This window comes from Enhygromyxa salina (genome assembly GCF_002994615.1).
GTDB classification, from domain to species: domain Bacteria; phylum Myxococcota_A; class Polyangia; order Nannocystales; family Nannocystaceae; genus Plesiocystis; species Plesiocystis salina_A.
In genome coordinates this window covers 1-4,331 of record NZ_PVNK01000298.1, presented here as the reverse complement: position 1 = coordinate 4,331, position 4,331 = coordinate 1, and the positions used below count along the sequence as shown (strand labels likewise).

Here is a 4,331-nt window from a genome sequence, read left to right as displayed (position 1 = left end):
CGCCCCCGCTGTGGGAGGGCGCGACCCCCCACCCTCCCCGCGTGCTCGGGAGGCTACCCACTGCTACGTCCAATGTTCGAAGCCCAGCTCTTTCACGTCCCCACCGCCACCTTGTTCAAGACCCTCGACACCGCGGCCGTGCGCCTGGCCGAGGAGCCCGAGACCCGCGTCGAGGCCTTCCGCGAGCGCGCAGGCCTGGATCTTTCCCGCGCCCGCGAGCGCCTCGTCGCCCTGACCTCACGCCTGCGCGCGAGCGTCGAAGCCGAGGCCGAGCTCCTCGACGGCTGCGTCGAGGTCGACGCCCAGGTCAGCCCCGAGGTCGAGCCGGCCCGCGCCTGGCTGGCCCAGCTACACGCCGCCGCCGATCGCTACGTCGCCGAGCACGGCACCGACGACATCGCCCTGACCGGACGCCTGCGCCTGGGCAAGCAAGACCCCGCCGACCTCGAGCAGCTGCGCCGGGAGATGCTGATCCTCGTGCCCGAGAGCTCCTCGCTCCGCGACCGGCTCCGCGACCACGGCCTGTCCGACGACTTCATCAGCCAGGGCTGGGCAGCCTACGAGGCCCTCGGCGGCAAGCGGCCGGCGCAGGTCGAGACCCTCATCGCTCTCGAGGACGCGAACCTGCGCCGGCGCCGGTCCGAGGCCCTGACCACGGCCGCGCTGTGCAGCCTGTCCGCCGCCGAGGTCCTGGTCTGCGCCGACGAGGTCCGGGCCCCACGCAAGTACGAGCTCGAGGGCCTGCGCCGCGCCCGGCAGCGGGCGCGCGCGGCTCTCCAGCCCGCGGTCTGAGCCGCCCCTCGCCGCCCTCACTCCGAGAGAACACGAACCATGCAAAGCACCGCCAACACCGAACACGACGCGTGGTGGTCCGCCGGCGAGACCCCGCGCAAGCCCAAGATCGCGATTATCGGCCTGGGCTACGTCGGCCTGCCCCTGGCCCTGTCCTTCGTCGAGGGCGGAGCCGAGGTCGTCGGCCTCGACGTCGACACCCGCAAGGTCGACGCCCTGCTCGAGGGTCGCAGCTACCTCGGCACCCTCGACGACGCGCCCGTGCAGGCGGCCATGGCCACGGGCCGCCTGCGCCCGACGAGTTCGGCCGCCGCGGTCGCGGGCGCCGACGCCTTCATCCTGTGCGTGCCCACGCCCCTGACCCGGCAGCGCGAGCCCGACATGCGCTTCATCCACGCCGCGATCCGCTCGATCAGCCGCTACGTCGGGGCCGGCGCCCTGGTCTGCCTCGAGTCGACGACCTACCCCGGGACCACCCGCGAGGTCGTGGCCGAACTCATCGCCCAGCGCACGGGCCTGCGCCCCGGCGCGGACTTTTGCGTGGCCTTCAGCCCCGAGCGCGAGGACCCCGGCAACGCCCACTTCGGCACCCGGACCATCCCCAAGCTTGTCGGCGGGATGACGGCCCGCTGCACCCGGCGCGCGCTCAGCCTCTACCGCGTCGGGATCGACAACGTCGTCCCGGTGTCGAGCCCCGAGATCGCCGAGATGGCCAAGATCTTCGAGAACGTGTTCCGCATGGTCAACATCGGCCTGGTCAACGAGCTCAAGGTCGCCTGCCAGCGCTTTAGCGAGGGCGGCGTGGACATCGACGTCCACGAGGTCATCGACGCTGCGGCGACCAAACCCTTCGGCTACATGCGCTTCTTCCCGGGCCCAGGCCTGGGCGGACACTGCATCCCCATCGACCCCTACTACCTCTCGTGGCGCGCCCGAGAGTTCGACGCCAAGACGCGGCTGCTCGAGATCGCCGGGGAGATCAACGCCGAGATGCCACGCTACGTGGTCGAGCGGCTGATCCGCGGGCTCTCGCGCCAGCAAAAGGCCCTCTACGGCAGCCACCTGCTCGTGGTCGGGGTCGCCTACAAGGACGACATCGACGACGTGCGCGAGAGCCCGGCGCTCAAGATCATCCGGCTGCTGCGCGAGGGCGGGGCCGAGGTCCACTACCACGACCCCCACGTCGAGGCCCTGAGCGTCGCGGACCAGGCTGTCCCGGCCCTCGCGGATCTCAACGCCGACAGCCTCGCGGACTTCGACGCGGTCCTGCTGACGGCCCGTCACCGCCGCGTCGACTACGAGCCCGTGCTCGAGCACGCCCCGCTGATCATCGACACCCGCAACATCGTGGGCCGAGACGCCGTCGACCCCGAGCGCCTGGTCAAGGCCTGAGCCGCGGGGCCGAACTCGACCCATCCTCGATGCGGCTCGGCTCGCCCCCCTTCTCGCGCTTCGAGCCGGACCTGCGGGCCGAGCCCCCTGTGTTCCGTCGCCCTTGTAAGCCCGCGCGCCCCTTCTATATCGTCATCGTCCGCCATGCCCGACACCGCGCAGCCGATGCACCGCCGGTCCATGCTCGCCGCGTTCGTGTTCGCGTGCGCCTGCTCCCAAACCGACCGCCAGGCGCCCGAGACCGAGACCGAGACCGAGACCGAGACCGAGACCAGCCTCGCCCCACGGGTCCGCGTCGTGCCCGTCGAGCGCTGCCGCGTCGACGCGAGGGCGCGCATCCGCGGCCAGATCGAAGATCGCAGCGAGCTGTCTTTGGCCTTCGCGCTCCCGGGTCGGGTGCGCGAGCTCGAGGTCGAGGTCGGCAGCGCGGTCGAGGCGGGGCAGCTCATCGCCCGCCTCGATGACCAGGATCTGCGCGCCCACGTGGCCGCGGCGAGCTCCGGGCACGAGCTCGCCGAGGAGGGGCGGGAGCAGGCCGCTCGCGAGCTCGAGCGCAGCGAGCTGCTGGCCAGCCGGCGCAGCCTCGGCGCGGCCGCGGCCGAGCGCACGGCGTCAAACCTGCGCCAGGCCGAGGCCCAGGTCGAGCTCGCGCGCTCCGAGGCACGCGCGGCCCGGTCCATGCTCCGCCACGGCCGCCTCGAGGCCCCCGTCGCCGGCGTCGTCGCCGAGCTCCACGCTCGCCGCGGCGAGGTTGTCGGCGCGGGTCAGCCGATCGTCCACATCGAGCCGAGCGAGCCGCGCCGGACCGTCCGCGCTCGGGTCCCCGAGCACCTGCTCGGCCGCTTCGAGGTCGGCGACCGGGTGCGCGGGAGCAGCCTCGGCTCGGACCGCCCCTTCGTCGCCGTGGTCCGCCGCGTGGGCGCGGTCCGGCGCGGGTCCGCCTACGTCCAAGAGCTCGTCGCCGACCTCGAGCACGCCGATGAGGTCGCGGGCGCGGGTCCCTTCCCCCTCGGCGTGAGCGTCGAGCTCGAGGTCCCGCCGGCCACCGGCGAGGGCGAGGGCCTCTGCGTGCCCCTGGGCGCGATCAGCTACGCCGCCCGCGCGCGCACCGGCGCCTTCGTGGTCGGCCCCGATGACACCGTCCGCTTCCGCGAGCTCGAGCTCGGGGCCTCCGACGGTCGCCGCGTGGTCGCCCGCGCCGGCCTCGAGCTCGGCGAGCGCGTGGTCGCCCAGGGCCTCGACAGCTTGCGCGACGGCCTGAGCGTCACCGTCGTCACCGTCGAAGGGCCCGGGTCGTGAGCGCTGACGCCCCCAAGCCCAGCCCCCGCCGCCGTAGCGCGCGGCTGCCCCTGCTGACCAGCCTGCTCATGGTCCTGCTCGGGCTGCTGATGTGGACGACCATGCCCCGGCAGGAGGACCCGAGCTTGCCCGACCGCTGGGCCGCGCAGGTCGCCATCTACCCCGGCGCGACGCCGGAGGAGGTCGAGTCGGCCCTGGCCGTACCGATCGAGCAGGCCTTGCAGAGCGTCGATCACATCCGCGACGTCGAGAGCACCTCGCGGGCCGACGTGCTCGTGCTGACCGTCGAACTCGACGACGGGGTCTACGACGTCGAGCAGCGCTGGCAGCGGGTCCGCGAGGCGATCGCGACCGTCCCCCTGCCCCCCGGCGCCAGCCTCCAGCCCCTCGATACCCGTTTGACCCGCCAAGAGTCGATGCTGCTCGCGGTCACCAGCGACGCCGCCGAGCCCGATCTTGTCGCCTTGTCCGACGCCGCCGAGGCCCTCAGGCGCCGGGTCCTGCGGCGCCCCCGGGTCCGCGAGGTCACGGTCGCCGGGGCCGTCGATCCGGAGCTGAGCGTGATCGTCGACGAGGCCAAGGCCTGGGCCGCGGGCCTCGACACCCTCGACATCGCGCAGACCATCGCCACGCGTACCGGCGCCCAGGGTCTGGGCAGCGTCCACGCCGGGAACTTTCGCGTGGGCGTGCGCGGGCTCGAGCGGGCCGAGGACGCCTCAGCGATCGCCGCCCTCGAGCTCGTCGGCGACGACGGCTCCCTCGTGCGCCTGGGCGCCCTCGCCGAGGTCGAGCGCCGCGCCCCACCCCGCCCCCCCGAGCGAGTCCGCGTCGACGGCCACCCCCCCGTC

General features: G+C 73.7%; 4 protein-coding genes. All 4 read left to right on the top strand.

Annotation, left to right across the window (positions count from 1 at the left end; all coding sequences use genetic code 11):
• The first annotated feature begins 72 nt into the window (after nucleotides 1–72).
• Nucleotides 73–792, top strand: coding sequence for a hypothetical protein (locus tag ENSA5_RS34420; protein ID WP_106395966.1), 720 nt, complete (start codon nucleotides 73–75; stop codon nucleotides 790–792).
• Between the two features lie 39 nt (nucleotides 793–831).
• On the top strand, nucleotides 832–2,184 hold the full coding sequence (locus ENSA5_RS34415; RefSeq protein WP_106395965.1) for a nucleotide sugar dehydrogenase: 1,353 nt from the start codon (nucleotides 832–834) through the stop codon (nucleotides 2,182–2,184).
• A 144-nt stretch (nucleotides 2,185–2,328) separates the two neighbouring features.
• Nucleotides 2,329–3,483, top strand: a complete 1,155-nt coding sequence (locus ENSA5_RS34410; protein ID WP_106395964.1) for an efflux RND transporter periplasmic adaptor subunit — start codon at nucleotides 2,329–2,331, stop codon at nucleotides 3,481–3,483.
• The coding region (locus ENSA5_RS34405) for an efflux RND transporter permease subunit (protein WP_146156429.1) at nucleotides 3,480–4,331 on the top strand (852 nt) is incomplete at its 3' end. The genes ENSA5_RS34410 and ENSA5_RS34405, both read left to right, overlap by 4 nt.

Coding starts and splice junctions, on each gene's coding strand:
- ENSA5_RS34420 (WP_106395966.1), top strand. CDS start 73: ATGTTCGAAGCCCAGCTCTTTCACGTCCCCACCGCCACCTTGTTCAAG.
- ENSA5_RS34415 (WP_106395965.1), top strand. CDS start 832: ATGCAAAGCACCGCCAACACCGAACACGACGCGTGGTGGTCCGCCGGC.
- ENSA5_RS34410 (WP_106395964.1), top strand. CDS start 2,329: ATGCCCGACACCGCGCAGCCGATGCACCGCCGGTCCATGCTCGCCGCG.